Source organism: Niabella pedocola (genome assembly GCF_021044425.1).
GTDB classification, from domain to species: Bacteria; Bacteroidota; Bacteroidia; order Chitinophagales; family Chitinophagaceae; genus Niabella; species Niabella pedocola.
Genome location: NZ_JAJNEC010000004.1, coordinates 940,266 through 956,604, shown reverse-complemented (window position 1 = coordinate 956,604; position 16,339 = coordinate 940,266). Strand labels below are relative to the sequence as shown.

Sequence of the window (16,339 nt, the reverse complement as noted above, 5' to 3'; positions counted from 1 at the left end):
GCGAAGAACACGCGAAGATCGCGGTGAAATGCTGCTGAGCAGGGAACAGAACATTGCGCACCTTGCGTTTCCCGTGTATTCCTGGCGGTTAAAATCGAACCCTTAGCGGACCTTGCAGTAAAACTGAACCGCGAAGGGCGCGAAGAATACGCAAAGGTCGCGATGAAATGCTGCGGGGCGGGGGTTTAGGACGCTGCGCACTTTGCGCGCTTCCCGTGCATTCCTGGCGGTTAAAATCGAACCCCTGGCGGACCTTGTGGTAAAACATGAACCGCGAAGGGCACGAAGAATACGTGAAGGTCGCGATGAAATGCTGCGGAGCGGGGAACAGAACGTTACGCACCTTGCGCTTCCCTTTGCACCCCTTGCGGTTGAAAGCTGAGCTGCAAGGAGTACAAAGAGTGTTGCAAATCATTCTTAGCGTTTCTGAGCATTTTGTACAAACGTACTGTATTTTAAATTTTTTATCTGCAGGTTGCCGGGTGCTGTTATCGTAATGCCGGATAAGGGTTCCGAAGGGAAAAAGATACTGGTCATTACCGTTGCCCCGTTGTCTGCAAACAGTTCCAGCGATGCGGCATCCCCGGCAATGGTAAGGTTCAGGTTGCTATTAGTGGCAATTCTTGGCGCCACATGTTTTTTTGCAAAGCCTTTTTCAAAATCCGTTGCACCGGAGCGGGTGCGGTCAATATAGAACTGGTTGGCGGTTCTATCAAAGCCAACGATTACGGCTTCACCCTTTGTATTGGTGAGTGCAATGGAAAAATCGGTTACGGGAAGTCCGCTCAGATCGAGCCGGAATAAGCCATCGGCATTGCCTGAAGCTTTTACTACTTCATAATGATCGGCTACCTGTACATGGGGGACAGTTTTTAAAGGACGGGTAACCGCATCTACTTCTTTGGCCAGCGTTGATACAACAACGTATTGCCCGTTAATCTTTTTAATACCCAGCTCGCGGGGCAGGGTCATGGCGCTCCGCCAGTTCTTCGTGGGTACTACGTTTGCATACTGCCAGTTGCTCATCCATCCGAGAAACAGTTTGCGGTTGCCGGTGTTACTCCAGGTAATGCCGGCATATTCATCCGGACCATAATCCAGCCATTTGATGGTGGTGTCGTTGGGTGTAAACGTATTTCCATTAAAGCTGCCGGTAAAGTACTGGGTGGCAGAACCGCCATTGGGGCCACCGGGATTGAGGTTAACGATCAGTACCCAAACCAGTTTGCCGTTGTCATTAAATGCAATCAGGTCGGGGCATTCCCATACGCCGCCGTGTGCGCCGGTGTTTTTGCCAAACCGGCTTTCTTCTTTCCAGGTTTTCAGGTCGGGAGAAGAATAGAAGGTGATATGATCCAGTGTTGCGAGCGTCATGATCCATTTTTTGCCCGGCGCATACCAGGAAACCTTTGGGTCCCGGAAGTCGCGGATGCCCGGGTTCCTGAGCACCGGGTTGCCTTTGTATTTGGTCCAGGTTTTACCTTCATCCAGGCTGTAGGCAATGCTTTGGTTCTGGAATTTATCCGTGCCTGCTTTTTCGCCCTCATGACTGTGATTGGTATAAATGGCTACCATCGCATTTTTGCCAAAGCCTGCCGTATTGTTTACATCGATCACGGCGCTGCCGGAAAAGATGGTTCCCAGTGAATCGGGGTATAAGGCAATGGGAAGCTCGTTCCAGTGTACCAGGTCGGTACTCGTGGCATGGCCCCAGTGCATCGGGCCCCATACGGTAGCATTGGGATTATGCTGGAAGAACAGGTGGTATTTGCCATTGAGGAATACCATACCATTGGGGTCATTCATCCATCCTTTTTTGGGCGTAAAATGAAGCTGGGGACGGTGCGGTTCGCCATTTTGCTGGGCAACGGTGATGCCCTGCGCCAAAACCAGTGCCGCTACAAGGGTGATTAAATATTTGTGGTATCGCATATTATGGTTGTATTAAAGGTGAAGTGTTGTGATCGTGAAGGGGGAATGGTGAATCGTCAGTAGTGAATAGTCAGTAGTGAATCGAAAGCCAACATCTGTTCCCCATTGACCGTTCACCATTCTACTGGCCCTTCCTCATTTCAGGTTTTTAATTTGTTGTAATAAATCGTTCCATCCGTGCTCCGAATGGTATTGTTTTACCAGATCGCCGTTTTTTGTAAATAAGGCCATGAAGGGTAATTGCTCAAGATGATAATAGTTCCTTACAAAGAACGTATTGCCTTCGGTGCCTGTATAAAAATTGGGATATTGCTGCAGTGAAAATTGTTTTACAAATGCGGCCACCTCTTTTACGGGCCAGTAGGTGATCAGGACCACCGATAGCCTTGCCAGCGGTGCCTGGTGTTGCCGCATTTGCCGTACCAGCTTTTCGCAATGATCGCAACCGGGCGAAAAATACACCAGCAGTATGGGTTTGCCCATGGGCAGCTGCTGTGCTTTAAACAGTTGTCCGTTTGCCTGTACCATCTGAAATGGCGGAAGCTTTTTCCCCTGTGCATTGCCGGCCAGCGCTGCTGCCAGGAGCAGGATCAGTATGCTGAACCCGGTCCGGCAGCGAGCAGGCCTTGCTTTATAGCGGTTACTTCTTTTAGCTGTTGGATACATCATAAGGATCAATACCCCGGGTTTTGTTTGTACAGGCCTTTGGTAAAAGTGATCTCTGATTGTGGTATGGGCAGGTACTCATCCCGTCCGGCTGTAAATTTAGCCGTTGTCAGGAAGGGTCTTCTTAGCTTCTCTGTTGCAAGATAGCCGTTTAAAACGGATTCTGCAATACCCCATCGTACAAGGTCAAAAAACCGGTCACCTTCGGTTGCAAACTCCATCCTGCGTTCCCATTGCAGGGCTTTGCGGGCATAATCCTGCGTCCACCCGGTGCTGCTGTATTCACCGATCCGGTATTTGGAGGGAAAGGTTCCGTCCTGCTTCTTGAGCCGGCCCGTACTGGCTGCGGCTCTTTTCCGGATATCATTAATAATGGGCAGGGCTTTATCCTGTTGTCCCAGCTCAATATAGGCTTCGGCCTGCATCAGCAATACGTCGTCAAAGCGGATCACATCGTAGTTCTTTGCGGAGCCCATAAATGGTCCCTGCTTCAGGTAGGAGGCGCTTGTGGCCAGCTGCTGGTTGCGCATGGTATGAAAATTACCGTATACACCGGGGTCTCTAACCCAGCTGTTGCTAAAGGGTTTGGAAGGGTCGTATTTATAAGGGTGCCCGTCAATGCCCACCGTATGGTCCAAACGCGGATCAACAGTAGCTGTATTCAAATCTGCAATACTGTTATTAAAGGTATTGAAATTGGGCAGCCCGTTTGCGTCCGTGGTATGCGCATTTACAAGGTTCTGGCTGGCCGCGTAAAATCCACAGCAGCCATATTGAGGTGCACCATGGGGGTAGTTCAGTCCGTCTTCAAAGTTCAGCCGGCCGGTTGTAGTGCCGTCGTTAATGGTAAACTGGATGGCGAATACCGATTCGGGGCCATTCTCCGTTTCGGGTAAAAAATTATCGGCGATATCCGTACTCAGGTGGTATTTCCCGGAACCGATCACCGATTGGGTTAAGGTGATCACTTCCTGCAGCCGGGTAGTATTGATCTTCGTTACCTGGTGCCGGGTATCCTGTTCGTACGCCTGGTATAATTTTACTTTAGCCAGGTAGGCCTGCGCAGCGTACTTATTGGCCCTTGCTTTTTCTGCCTGTGCTTCCGGTAGGTTGTCGGCGGCGAACTGGAAATCGGCGGCAATCCGGTTCCAGGATTCATCATTGCCAAGATCGTTGGCGGTTTTCAGGATGTCGGCGTCCGTTGCATTTTCGTCGAAAATGGGAATGTTCTTATAGAGGAGCTTCATGGTAAAATAACTGTGTGCCCTCAGGAACCGGAGTTCGGCCTGGCGGATTTTTTTATTGGGAAAGCTGGCCTCGTCGGCTGCATTTACAGCCCGCAAACCCGCATTGGCTCTTGAAATGGATTTAAAAAGATTCTTCCAGGTCCGGGATACAAAGGCGTCCATGGTGGGCACCACCAGGTTGTAGTGCTCCATCGCGTCTACTTCACCCACATCGCCGGTGCCGCCACCGCCCTTGTAACAATCATCCGAACGCACACCGCCGTATGCCCATTTGCTATAGATGGGGCCAATCATGTCGCCGTTGCCGATGGCGGCATAGGCGGCCGTAACCAATCCTTCAATGGCTTCCGGTCCGCTGATATCCTCAGCTACCAGGTACCCTTTGGGTGTGTAATCCAATGCTTTTTTACAGGAGGTAAAGGCCGCCATAAAAAGCATCGCTATGATAATGATATGCTTCATATTTATGTTTTTTGAATTGTATTAAAAGGATGCATTAACACCGAATGTGAACGTACGCGGAACCGGTATCGGATCCATGGAGATCCTTTCAGGATCGGGGCTCAGGTATTTTTTGTTCTTCATGGTTACAAGGTTTTCGCCCATCAGGAAGAACCGTACCCTTGTAAAGAATTTGCGGGGATCAATGGTATATCCCACCTGTAAATTCCGTAGTTTGAAGTAAGAAGTGCTAACGATAAAATAGTCCGAAGTGCGTCGCTCATTGTTATTGTCCTTGAGCGTTAATGCTGGGATATCGGTATCGGTGTGCTGCGGGGTCCATCCGTCCAGTACACCGGGACCAACGTTCTCGCGGCTCTTCATCAGGTTGTTGAAGTCGGTATAGCCGTCATATCCCCTGCGTCCGGCTACGCCCGATCCAAATACAGAAACATCGAACTTTTTATAGTTGAGATCCACGCGCACCCCATACTCCAGTTTGGGTAAGGTAGTTCCGATCCAGGTGCGGTCCCTGTCATCGATCATTCCATCGTTATTGATGTCTACATAACGGATGCGGCCGGGGCCGGCGCCCACCTGTGTGGGTGCGGCGTCTACTTCGGCCTGCGACTGGAACAGTCCGGCCGTCTTGTATCCGAAAATGTCGAACTGGGAATGACCGATGATCGTATTTTCCACATTGCCGGGGTAGGCCGGCCGCACTTCTTCGGGAAGTTCGGTGATCTGGTCGCGGAAATGCGCAAGATTCAGCTGTACATTATATCCGATATCGGCGGAGCGGTCGCCGCGGTAACCCAGTACAAATTCCCAGCCTTTATTGGTTTTGGAAGCACCGTTAACGGGCCGTTGTTTTCCTTCTCCCAACGCCGATGCTACGGGAGGGATGATGAGGATACCGGTGGTATTGCGGGTGAAATAATCAAAGGAGCCGTATATCGTATTTTTTAGAATAGAGAAATCGATACCGGCATTGATCTCATCAGTGGTTTCCCATTTTAAGGCTGCATTGGCAGCCTGTATTTGTGCAAAACCGGAGGGCAGCGCGCCGGTATTGGCTCCGGAGAGGGAATAGGCAGTACCGATGTTCATATATTGTTCCCAGAAGCCTGGCGTCAGTTCATTTTGCGTGGTGCCATAACGGGTTGCAAACAGGAGGAACCGTGCGATGTCACCGATCTGCTGGTTGCCCACGCGGCCGGCGCCCACTCTTAATTTCAGCTCGGAGAACAGCGCATTGTTTTGCATAAACGCTTCTTTATCCAGCCGCCATCCTAGTGAAGCAGCGGGGAAAATACCATACTGGTTCTCGGATCCGAAGCGGGAAGACCCGTCTCGTCTTACCGTAAGTGCCGCCAGGTACCGGTCTGCGTAGCTGTAATCGATTCTGCCGAACTGTGAAAAAAGCCGGTTACCTGTAGACCTTCCCAGAGCCGTTGTTTTACCGGTGCCCGCATCCAGTGTAAAATAATCTTCGGTTTGTAAACTGAAATTTTCTTTACGGGTATACCGGGTATCGAGATCGGTTTTTATATATTCTGCACCTGCCAGGAATTTAAAGCGGCTTTCTCCCAGGTTTAAATTGTAGCGCAGCGTATTGGAAAATGTAATGCTGGTATACCGGTTTTCATCAAACGTAAGACTGTTGGTGCCGCGGCTGGGGGCATATTCATTAAAGGAGGGTTCTATTACCTTGCTTTTGAAGAATGCATTGTCGGAACCGATACTTGTTTTAAAGAACAGGTTTTTTGCCGGTTGTATTTCGGCAAACACATTTCCAAATGCACTCAGGCGGTTGGCATTGTTCCAGCGGGCCAGGTACTGCATATGCAACGGGTTATTGCGGTCGGAATAACCGCCGCCTACCGGGCCGGCAAAAGTGGTTCCATCCTTTTTATATACCGGTATGGTTGGGGCCAGTGTTACCGCAAGGAAGGTTGTAGGGGAGCCGCCGATGTCTTTTGTGGCCAGGGTTTCATCGGAATTGGCGATGTTGAAGTTTACCCCAAATGTGAGTTTATTGTCAAATGCACGGGTGATGGCACTGATGCCCCCGCTCAGCCGGTCGTATCCGGTATACCGCAGCATGCCCGTGTTTTTAAGATACCCCAGGTTGATCTCCATGGAGGAATTCCTGTTGCCAACGGAAGCCGTGAGCGTGGTATTGGAAACGTATCCGGTTTTATACATTACGTGCTGCCAGTCGGTGTTCCCAACCGGAACATTGGGGTCGCCCCCTACAAAGGGTTTGGGAGCAACATTGTTCAGCACGGGGTTGTCGAAATTATTATTCCAGTCGAAGGTGTAAATCTCGCCATAGGCATCCACCGGGTTAATGCGGTCATTTACGGATGCCTGCCAAAGGGCCTTGCCACGGCCAACGGCATCCAGCATTTTATAGCGGGCATATTTTTCAGACTGGGCCGACAGGCTGGTGTTGAGTTGAAAGTTGACCCGGCCCTCGGTATTGCCGCCGTTCTTGGTGGTAACGATCACCACTCCGTTGGAGGCCCGAGATCCATAGATGGAAGCGGCGGACGCATCTTTTAAGATCTGCACCGATGCAATGCTGGCAGGGTTGAGGTTCTGGAATACTTCCGGGCGTGTGGTGGGTACGCCGTCGATGATATACAGCGGATCGGTATTGCCCAGGGTATTGGCGCCACGGATCAGGATACGGCTGTTGGCACCATTGGGTGATCCGTCCTTTTCAATATACAACCCGGCTACACGTCCCTGCAACGCCTGCATGGTATTGCCGGAGCTGGTATTTTTTACCGGGCTTAGATCCACTACCGCTACGGACCCGGTTACATCCTGTTTTCGCTGGGTGGAATAGCCCACCACGATCACCTGCTGGCCCAGTCCTACCAGCTCTTCCATTTCCACAAGCAGCGGGCTGCTGGCATTGGCTACGGTAAGGGTAAGTGGCTTCATGCTCACATGGCTGAAAGCGAGCTGCCCGTTAACTGCGGTATGAATGCTGAAACGCCCGGCAGTGTCCGTTATTACGATACTGTTGGCGGCTTTAATGGTAACCCCGGAAACCGGCTCCTGCGTGCTTTTGCCCCGAACGGTTCCTGTTACCGTTATTTGTTGGGCAACGCTCATTCCTGCAATGCAGGATAAAATAAATGTGAGAATTTGTTTCATATTGACACTTGTTAGTAGGTTTAAAACAATCAGATTTTTTTTTGCGAACTTGTTGTCGGGTGAAAAGCGGCTTCAATGGCGCCCACATCATAATCCGGACAGCCGCCTTCGCGGGTGGCCACAAAGGCACCCACCGAACAGGCATAGGCCAGTGTGGCATCGATGGGTGTGCCCTCAATAAATTTTGAAAGAAAGCCTGCCAGGAAGCTGTCGCCGCTGCCGATGGTATCGGCTACCTTCACCTTGAAGCCCTGATGTGCATAAAAGCGGTTATTGTAATTTACAACGGCTCCTTTTGCACCACGGGTAACGATCAGCGTTTCGATATGAAACCGGTCCTGCAGCAATTGCATCCTGTCTTCAATGCGATCCAGGCGGCCATACCAGCCGGCTACCAGGTTCAGTTCCTCTTCGTTCATCTTCAGCACCTGGATTTTGTGAAGCTGGTACTCCAGCAGTTCCTTATTGATAAACGGCGCCCGGAGGTTAATATCCAGCACCTTCCGGCAGGGAATATCCATCAGCTGGAAAAGCGTATTCCGGGATACCACGTTGCGCGTGGCCAGGCTTCCGAATATAAAATACCGGGCGTTAGCGATGAGGGTGGCATGCAGGGGCTGCAGCTCAATAAAATCCCAGGCTACATTTTCAACGATCTCGTATTTCATATCGCCGGCTTCATTTGGTGTGGCCATTACCACGCTGGTGCCATAGTGCGCATCGGTTTGAACAAAACCCGTATCCAGCTGCCGGCCTTCGAGTATGGCGCGCAGCCGGTGGCCGCGTTCATCGTTGCCCAGCCGGGAAATAAGGCTGGTGGGATGCCCCAGTTTGGTTAAATGGTAGGCTACATTCATGGGGGCACCACCCGGCAGTTCACGGTCGGGCAGCACATCCCAGAGGATCTCGCCAAAGCATACGATTCCCTTTTCGGTATTACGAAGCATAACAGTCGGTTATTTTTTAAACAGTGATGTAAATAAGGAGCGCGATTAGTGATGACCCAGTTTTCGCTCCATTTCCTCTAACGAAACCCCCTTGGTTTCGGGCATTTTAAATAGTACCCATAGCAGTTGCAGGATCATCATGAGCATAAAGAAGAGGAAGATTTTTGCAGGGCCAATAGCGGGGTTATTGGCAAAGAAGGGAAATACACTGGTGATAATGGCCGCCATTACCCAGTGTACGGAGCTGCCCAGGGATTGGCCATACGAACGTACCTGGTTGGGGAAGATTTCTGAAATAAATACCCAGATCACTGCGCCCTGCCCAATGGCGTGTGCGGCTATAAACATAAACACCAGCAGGGGCACGATCATGCCGCCGAGGTACTGGTAATAAAAGGCGGCGGCAATAGCACCCAGTGAAACAATATATCCCAGTGAGCCGATAAGCATTAATTTTTTACGACCCAGGCGGTCGATCAGGTAAAGTCCCAGCATGGTAAATACCAGGTTCACCAACCCTACACCGGCACTTTGTAAAAAAGCCGTGCTTTTCCCCAGCCCTGCCAGTTCAAAAACCCGGGGGGCAAAATAAATAATAGCGTTGATGCCGGATAACTGGTTAAACAGGGCAACCAGTGTGGCCATGATGATGGGCTTTATAAACCGCCTGGAAAAGAAAACAGAAAGGCTGGCTTTTTTGCGGTCTTCCTCCACGTCCTGCTGTATTGAACGGATCGCTTCTTCTACACCTTCCGGATCCGATACTTCCAGGATCTTCCGGGCTCCGGCATAGTCGTTTTTATGCACCATTAACCAGCGCGGGCTTTCGGGTACCAGTGATAATAGTGCTACGAAAAGTGCTGCGGGCAGGGCCAGGATTCCCAGCATCCAGCGCCAGGCGATATCGCCCAGTCCGCTCAGTAAATAATTGGATAAGTAGGCCAGCAGGATCCCAAAAACGATATTGAACTGGAAGGTGGCCACCAGTTTGCCCCGGTTTTTTGCAGGGGCGATCTCCGAAATGAACATAGGGGCCACTACAGAAGAGGCGCCCACACCCAAACCTCCCAGGAAGCGGAAGAGCATAAATGTAACCACATCATGTGCAAGGGCCGAGCCTACTGAGGCTATAAAAAACGCGATCCCGATCCAGAGCAATACTTTTTTCCGGCCATAGCGTTCGGCCGGTACACCGCCAAACAGTGCACCGATAATGGTACCATATAAAGCCGCTGCCAGCGCCTGGCCATGAAGCACATCGCTGAGTTGCCATACCTTTTGTATTTGTTGTTCGGCGCCGGAAATAACCGCCACATCCATCCCGAATAAAAGACCTCCAAGGGCGATGACGATACTCCAGAACAAAAGTTTACTTTTCATATGCTGATCGTTGTTGTTAAATTGTGCAGTGAAAATAGCATGCCACAGTGCCGGTTCTGTTTTGAATTCGTATCAATTCCTTTTAAAAATTTTAAAATCGGCAGGCATTGATTTTTTATTTTGATTATCAATTCATTGAAGATTTGATTGGATAAAATTGAAGGCGGTGCTTTTAGATATTGTATCAACAAATTTCAATATTGTACCCGCTTCCTGTTAAATTTGGATCATGATACTCCCAAAAACGATTGCAATGGGCAGAAATCTGGTCATTTTTTTGATCCTGCTCCTGTTTGCCGGCTGTATGCGGCAACAGCAACGGCAGTTGGTGATAGGGATTTCGCAACTGGGAGATGCGGATGCCTGGAGGAAGGAGATGAAGGCGGAAATGGACCGGGAGCTGGTCTTTAACCCCGATCTGCGGATCATTTACCGGCAGGCCGGTTATAACAGCCAAACCCAGGTTCAGCAGATCCGGGAGCTGGTGAAAAAAAAGATCGATCTGCTGATCGTATCACCCAATGAAGCATCCCCGCTTACGCCCATCATCGACAGTGTATATAAAAGTGGTATTCCGGTGATCACGGTAGACCGGAATATTAATTCGGGTTCTTACACCAGTTTTATCGGGGCAGACAATATAGAAGTGGGCCGGCTGGCGGGCACTTATGCGGCAGATTTCCTGGGTCAGAAAGGATCGATTATTGAAATCACCGGATTGCAGTCATCTACACCTGCCCGGCAACGGGAAAAGGGTTTTGCAGATGCAATGGCCGCTTTCCCGCAGATAAACGTGCAGGTGATCCGGGGCGACTGGCTGGAAGGAAGCGTACAACAACAATTGCCGGCGTTAACGGACCAACTCCGGAATACACAGCTGATCTTTGCCCATAATGATGTAATGGCCAATACGGCCGCCACTATTTGCCGGCAGTTGGGCTTTCCCGGTATCCGCATCATTGGGGTGGATGCACAGCCCGGAACCGGGTTGACATTCGTAGAGCACAAAACCCTCCTGGCTTCTGTGCTGTACCCGACAGGCGGCGGTGAAGCAATACGGGCGGCGGCCCGGATCCTGCATAAACAGGAAGTGCCCAAACGCGATTTTTTGAGAACGATTATCGTAGACAGCACCAATGTGGTGATGCTGCAACAACAGTTTAATAAGGTGATCGCCCAGCAGAAAGATATTGTACGGCAGGACCTCCTGCTGAAAAGCCAGGCAAAAACCTTCCGCACGCAAAAGAACCTGATCGGAGTCCTTTTGGGAACCCTGATCCTGTTATTGATGTTGGCCTGCCTGCTCATCTATCTCCGGAGGAAAAATATCCGGGCATATAAATTGCTGCGTACACAAAACAATGAGATCCGTTCGCAAAGCGAGCAGCTGAATGAAATGGCGCAGCAGATACAGGAAGCCACCGAGCAGAAACTAAACTTTTTTACCAATGTATCGCATGAGCTGAAGACGCCGTTAACATTGATCCTTGCGCCCGCAGAAGAGGCCTTGCGGAATACGCGCACACCTGCCTACCTGCGGGAATCATTCTCGCTGATCCGGAAAAATGCCTCCCGCCTCCTGTTGCTGGTAAACCAGTTGATGGATTTCCGTAAACTGGAGCTGAACAAGATGACCCTCCGCGTGCAGGAAACAGACCTGGTATTGTTTGTAAATGAGTTGCTGCAATCCTTTGAAGGCCTGGCCCGGCAGCGGAACATCGATTGCCGCCTGCTTACCAGGGAAACCAGGTTGATGTGCTGGATCGATTTTGAAAAGATGGAAAAGGTATTGTTCAATGTGTTTTCAAACGCCTTCAAATTTACACCGGATGGCGGACATGTACATGTAACGCTGGAGCCGGACGGGCAAACGGCACTTATAAAAGTAGCCGATTCAGGTACGGGACTTAGCAACGAAGAAAAGGAACGGTTGTTTGAGCTTTTTTACCAGGGCAATGTGCGCAACCAGAACGGAAGCGGAGTGGGGCTGGCGCTTTCAAAAGAGCTGGTAGAACTGCATAAAGGAACGATTCATGTGGAAAGTGAAAAGCACCGTGGTGCCGTATTTGTGATCGCCTTACCGTTGGGGGATGCATGGTTACAGGCGCCGGGCGTATTAAAGGCAGATCCGTCCGGATACCAGCCGCATATGCCTGCATGGGTGGAAAGTTTTCAAATGGAGCACAGCGCGGCACCGGTTACATTGCAGGAAGTGCCGGATACAGCGGCTCAACAGGACCGTACCGGAAGTATCCTGGTGGTGGAAGATAACGACGATCTGCGCCGGTTTCTTACAGAACAGTTGCAGGGGACCTATCATATCATTACAGCAAAAAACGGGAGCGAGGGCATTCGCAAGGCGTTTGAAGAATTTCCGGACCTGGTATTGTCTGATATTATGATGCCGGATACGGATGGCCTGCAACTGACCAACGTGCTCAAGGCCGATATCCGTACCGCCCATATCCCCATCGTATTGCTGACCGCAAAAACAACCGATGATAACCGGTTGGAAGGGTTGCGGACGAATGCGGATGCCTACCTCGTGAAGCCGTTCCGGATCGATGTACTGGAACAAACCATTCGCGGATTGCTGCAGAACCGGCAGCACCTGAAAACACATCTTACTACGGCTATTCCTAAAGAAGTACAGCCGGCGGGTGGTAAAAGTGAAAAACGCTTTCTTGCCGATTTTAATGCGGTCATTGAAAAAAACCTGGCCAATGAACATTTTTCCGTACAGGATCTTTGCCGGGAACTGGGCCTTTCAAAAATCCAGTTGTACCGCAAAGTGAAGCCGTCGCTGCAGATGGGCGTTAATGAATACATCCTGAACCAACGCATTCAGAAAGCCCGCTACCTGATCCGGCAGGGTGGTCTCTCATTTGCCGAAATTGCCTACCAGACCGGGTTTTCGAGCCCTTCCTATTTTTCAACCTCCTTTAAAAAAATTACCGGGGAAACACCCAAGGCCTATAAAGACCAGTTTGGCAGTATTTGGTAAACGCAGCCTGCCAGTGTTGTTATCCATTTTCCGTGTACAAAATTTTTCAACTATTTTAATGATTTGTTTGAAAAATTAAATTATCTTAGTCTCAAAGATCTACTATATGAACAAACGGGACCTGGTTAAAAAGCAGATCGGAAAGGGCGCTATGCAGTGCTTTGAAAAATTTGGTCTCGACAAAACTACGCTGGAGGATATTGCACAAACGGTTGGCCTGAACAAGGCGTCGCTGTATTATTATTACAAGAATAAGGAAGATATTTTTATTGAAACTGCTTTGAGGGAAGGGGAGGATTATATTCTTGCATTGCAGGAAAAAGTGCAGCAAAAAAAGGGCATCGAAAGCCAGGTGGCCTATTATATGCAGGCCCGTTTCAACTACTATAAAAAGGTGTTGAATATGAACCGGGTGTCTACCGATACCCTGAACAAAATCCTGCCGCGCTTTTTTGAGCTGTATGATGCGCTGATGAACCGGGAAAAACTATTCCTGTCGGAGCTGATCCGGAAGGCGATGAGCACGGGTGAACTGGTGCAGGCGAACCCCGTAAAGCTGGCTTCTGTGCTCATCAATATCAGCGATGCGCTGAAGCACAGTGTAGAGCAAAAAGCCATTCTGAAAAGAGAGGCTGATATCGACTATGCGCGGAGTCTTCAGGATATGAAATTGTTGATCGCTCTTATTTTCCAGGGACTGAAAAAATAAGAGTGGCCGTGGTGCTGAAACGGTGACGACGCGGGATGTAATACCGATGCTGTTTTTAATTGTTCATTAATCATAAGGGCTATGAGAAAAATCTTACTGCTGAGTCTTGTATTCCAGCTGTGGCTGGCGGAGGCATCCCGGGCGCAACAAACCATTAAAGGGGTGGTAAAAAGTACGGTTGCGGGAGAAACGGTGGCGGCGGTTTCGGTAAGCATCCGGAACGCTTCGGAGGGCACCTACACCAATGAACGCGGGCGGTTTGAACTACGCACGCATAAGGCATTGCCGCTTACGTTGCTCTTGTCTTCTGTAGGCTTCGAACCCCGAGAAGTAGTAGTGTCGGATGCCCGGCAGCCATTGGAAATAGTGCTGAACCCAGCCTCTGTGTTGGGGTCGGAAGTAGTGGTGTCTTCCAGTCGTACCCGGCAACGGAAACTAACCTCGCCCGTAACCATCGAACAGCTCAGCAGTAAAGATATCGCCAATTCCCCTCAACTAAATTATATGGATATGATGCAGGGGCTGAAGGGCGTAGATGTAACGGTATCCAGCCTGGGATTTACCAGCGTAACCACCCGCGGTTTTAATACCAGCGGCAATACCAATTTTACCCAGATCGTGGATGGAATGGATAATCAGGCGCCGGGGCTTAATTTTCCATTGGGCTCCGCTATCGGGCTTACACAGCTGGATGTAGATAATATTGAATTGCTATCCGGTGCTTCTTCCGCCTTATACGGCTCCCGTGGTTTGAACGGAACGATGGTGATGACGGGTAAGGACCCCTTCAAATACCAGGGGCTGAGCCTGCTGGTGACGCAGGGTGTAAATCATATTAAGAATAACAAAAGCAATGACCCTGTTGGAGCGGCCCCTTATTATGACTGGACGCTGCGTTGGGCAAAGAAGGTCAATGAAAAGCTGGCGTTTAAAGTAAACATCCAGTATACACAGGCAAAAGACTGGGTGGCTACCGATACGGCCAATAAAAACGGCCCGGGAAACCGGTTTACAGATCCGAATTATAACAGCCCGAATTTCTATGGCGGAGCTACGTCTGTAGATATCAATCCGTTCCTGGAAGCGGCCCGCGGAATGGATGCGTCGCTGGCTCCGCTCATTGATCCCTTGTTACAGCACTCCAACTATGTAGCCCGTACCGGTTATGCGGAATACGGCTACCTGGATAATAATGCCCGGCTTTTAAAAACCAATGCGGAGATCCGGTATTTTATCACGCCCAAAACACAGCTTATCGCATCCGGTACTTTTGGAACGGGGAGCGTTGTATATACCAACGATACCCGCTACCAGATCAAGGATTTTAAAGTAGGGCAATACCGGTTGGAAGCCCGGGGCGATAAATGGTTTGTGCGCAGTTACACCACCCAGGAAAACTCCGGTAAAACCTTAATAGCTGGGCCAACGGCGCAGTACATAAATGAGGGATGGAAGCCCAGCTATGACGAGGCCACCCAGGATGGCTGGTATCCGCAATATACGATGGGGCTGCTGACAGCACTGGCGGGTGGCGCTGCCCTCACCGACGCACACCTGGCCGCCCGTGCAGCGGCTGACCAGGGACGTTTGGTACCGGGTACACCGGAATTTGAAGCGTTAAAAACCAGCATCTCCGGCACACCGATCTCTGAAGGCGGCACCCTGTTCCTGGACCGCAGCAAATTGTACAATACCGAGGCGCAGTATAATTTCGCCGGTTTAATTCCCTTTGTTAATATCATTGCCGGTGCCAACTGGCGGTTATACAACCTCAATAGCCGGAATACGCTTTTCCCGGATGATGACAAACCCATTGATGTAAACGAATACAGTGGTTATGTGCAGCTGTCGAAAAAGATGTTGCAGGAACGGCTGAGTGCCGCCGCTTCGTTCCGCTATGATAAAAATACCCTGTTTAAGGAACCCCGTGTTACCTCCAGAGCCTCCCTGGTATTTGAGGCGGCGCCGGAACATTATATCCGCTTTTCTTACCAGAATGCATATAGCTTCCCTTCCAATATACAGGCGCTACAAAATACCCTGAATGGGTATAACAGTTATTCTTCCGGCGGTTCTTCTTTCCTGCTGAATGGCAAATATAAATTCGACCAGTATCCGCCTTATACACTTGAAAGTGTGCAGGCCTACCAGCAATCCGGTGATCCGTCGGCATTAAAACGGTTTGTATACAACGATATCAAACCCCAGTCCGTAGATGCCTTTGAACTGGGTTATGCCGCGTTGATCGGCAAGCGGGTACTCATCGATGTATTGGGCTATTATTCCCAGTGGAAGAACTTTATCGGGTATGCGAACGTAGCCAATACACCCGGTACGCAGAACCCGGAGGCCTTTAAAGATCACAGCAAGTACACCCAGTATAATATTGCGTTTAACGGAGGCGAGCGGGTAAATACCTATGGTTATGCCGCCAGTGTAAGTGTAGATCTGAGTCACAACTTCCTGGCAAAAGTGAACTATTATTCGGATTACCTTAAAAACCGGAACAACAGCCAGGTGAATAATTTTAATACGCCGCATTACCATATCAATATGGAATTTGCAAACAGCGGCCTGGGGAAAAAGCAACAATGGTCATTTAATACCGCACTGCGGTATAAGCCTGGTTATTTTTACGTGGTATCCGGAGGGTTGGCCCAGGGCACGGTTCCGGCTTCCGCGGTTGTGGATGCGCAGATCAGTTATAAGCTTATAAAAGCGCATTCCGGCATACGCATCGGCGGTACCAATATCACCAACCGCTATTATTCCACAGGTATCGCCAACCCCGCTATCGGGGCCGTTTACTACGCTACTTTTGCCTATAATATTTTTTAAAACA

9 protein-coding genes are annotated in these 16,339 nt (G+C 50.0%); 3 read left to right on the top strand and 6 right to left on the bottom strand.

All coding sequences use genetic code 11. The annotated features are described in order from the left end of the window. Positions 1 to 417: 417 nt before the first annotated feature. From LQ567_RS07740 to LQ567_RS07715, 6 genes are all read right to left on the bottom strand, one after another. Positions 418 to 1,932, bottom strand: a complete 1,515-nt coding sequence (locus LQ567_RS07740; RefSeq protein WP_231003824.1) for a glycoside hydrolase family 32 protein — start codon at positions 1,930 to 1,932, stop codon at positions 418 to 420. A 135-nt stretch (positions 1,933 to 2,067) separates the two neighbouring features. Continuing rightward, positions 2,068 to 2,601, bottom strand: a complete 534-nt coding sequence (locus LQ567_RS07735; RefSeq protein WP_231003823.1) for a thioredoxin domain-containing protein — start codon at positions 2,599 to 2,601, stop codon at positions 2,068 to 2,070. Between the two features lie 5 nt (positions 2,602 to 2,606). Then, complete coding sequence (locus LQ567_RS07730; protein ID WP_231003821.1) at positions 2,607 to 4,307, bottom strand: RagB/SusD family nutrient uptake outer membrane protein; 1,701 nt, start codon at positions 4,305 to 4,307, stop codon at positions 2,607 to 2,609. A 21-nt stretch (positions 4,308 to 4,328) separates the two neighbouring features. Further along, positions 4,329 to 7,457 carry a SusC/RagA family TonB-linked outer membrane protein gene (locus LQ567_RS07725; protein WP_231003819.1) on the bottom strand — a complete coding sequence of 1,043 codons (3,129 nt, stop codon included), beginning with the start codon at positions 7,455 to 7,457 and terminating at the stop codon, positions 4,329 to 4,331. Positions 7,458 to 7,486: 29 nt separating this feature from the next. Next, positions 7,487 to 8,404, bottom strand: coding sequence for a carbohydrate kinase family protein (locus tag LQ567_RS07720; RefSeq protein WP_231003817.1), 918 nt, complete (start codon positions 8,402 to 8,404; stop codon positions 7,487 to 7,489). Between the two features lie 45 nt (positions 8,405 to 8,449). After that, complete coding sequence (locus tag LQ567_RS07715) at positions 8,450 to 9,784, bottom strand: sugar porter family MFS transporter (RefSeq protein WP_231003815.1); 1,335 nt, start codon at positions 9,782 to 9,784, stop codon at positions 8,450 to 8,452. 229 nt (positions 9,785 to 10,013) lie between these two features. Here LQ567_RS07715 and LQ567_RS07710 point away from each other — a divergent pair, with 229 nt between their 5' ends. From LQ567_RS07710 to LQ567_RS07700, 3 genes are all read left to right on the top strand, one after another. Next, positions 10,014 to 12,788 carry a substrate-binding domain-containing protein gene (locus LQ567_RS07710; RefSeq protein ID WP_231003813.1) on the top strand — a complete coding sequence of 925 codons (2,775 nt, stop codon included), beginning with the start codon at positions 10,014 to 10,016 and terminating at the stop codon, positions 12,786 to 12,788. Between the two features lie 106 nt (positions 12,789 to 12,894). Next, positions 12,895 to 13,497, top strand: a complete 603-nt coding sequence (locus LQ567_RS07705; RefSeq protein WP_231003811.1) for a TetR/AcrR family transcriptional regulator — start codon at positions 12,895 to 12,897, stop codon at positions 13,495 to 13,497. An 81-nt stretch (positions 13,498 to 13,578) separates the two neighbouring features. After that, positions 13,579 to 16,335, top strand: a complete 2,757-nt coding sequence (locus LQ567_RS07700) for a TonB-dependent receptor (RefSeq protein ID WP_231003810.1) — start codon at positions 13,579 to 13,581, stop codon at positions 16,333 to 16,335. Positions 16,336 to 16,339 lie beyond the last annotated feature (4 nt).

Excerpts from the sequence above, each read along its gene's own strand:
- LQ567_RS07725 (WP_231003819.1), bottom strand. The coding sequence starts at position 7,457 with ATGAAACAAATTCTCACATTTATTTTATCCTGCATTGCAGGAATGAGC.
- LQ567_RS07720 (WP_231003817.1), bottom strand. The coding sequence starts at position 8,404 with ATGCTTCGTAATACCGAAAAGGGAATCGTATGCTTTGGCGAGATCCTC.
- LQ567_RS07735 (WP_231003823.1), bottom strand. The coding sequence starts at position 2,601 with ATGATGTATCCAACAGCTAAAAGAAGTAACCGCTATAAAGCAAGGCCT.
- LQ567_RS07705 (WP_231003811.1), top strand. The coding sequence starts at position 12,895 with ATGAACAAACGGGACCTGGTTAAAAAGCAGATCGGAAAGGGCGCTATG.
- LQ567_RS07740 (WP_231003824.1), bottom strand. The coding sequence starts at position 1,932 with ATGCGATACCACAAATATTTAATCACCCTTGTAGCGGCACTGGTTTTG.
- LQ567_RS07700 (WP_231003810.1), top strand. The coding sequence starts at position 13,579 with ATGAGAAAAATCTTACTGCTGAGTCTTGTATTCCAGCTGTGGCTGGCG.
- LQ567_RS07730 (WP_231003821.1), bottom strand. The coding sequence starts at position 4,307 with ATGAAGCATATCATTATCATAGCGATGCTTTTTATGGCGGCCTTTACC.
- LQ567_RS07710 (WP_231003813.1), top strand. The coding sequence starts at position 10,014 with ATGATACTCCCAAAAACGATTGCAATGGGCAGAAATCTGGTCATTTTT.
- LQ567_RS07715 (WP_231003815.1), bottom strand. The coding sequence starts at position 9,784 with ATGAAAAGTAAACTTTTGTTCTGGAGTATCGTCATCGCCCTTGGAGGT.